1 protein-coding gene is annotated in these 321 nt (G+C 63.2%); it reads left to right on the plus strand.

From position 1 onward, the window contains the following. Window positions 1–53: 53 nt before the first annotated feature. On the plus strand, window positions 54–321 hold a 268-nt coding region (locus tag E5162_RS14310; protein WP_135945950.1), incomplete at its 3' end, for a creatininase family protein.

Consider the following 321-nt stretch of genomic DNA (forward strand, 5'->3'; position numbering starts at 1 on the left):
CGCCCGTCTGGTGTCCTGTCCGCCTTTCACGTGCACTGCATGAAAGGCAGATCATGCAACTTCACCAAGCCGCCTGGCCCGAAGTCGAGGCCTATCTCAAACGCTCCAAGGGTATCGTAATCCCCATCGGCTCGACCGAGCAGCACGGGCCGAACGGTCTGCTGGGCACCGATGCGATCTGTCCTGAAGTGATCGAGAAAGAGGCCGGCGACGAGGCGGGCTTCCTGGTCGGACCGACCTTCAATGTCGGGTCCGCCCAGCACCATTTGGCCGTTCCCGGCTCCATCACGCTGCGCCCGACCACGATGATCGCGGCGGTCA

Origin of the sequence: Marinicauda pacifica (genome assembly GCF_004793635.1) — a bacterium.
GTDB classification, from domain to species: Bacteria; Pseudomonadota; Alphaproteobacteria; order Caulobacterales; family Maricaulaceae; genus Marinicauda; species Marinicauda pacifica.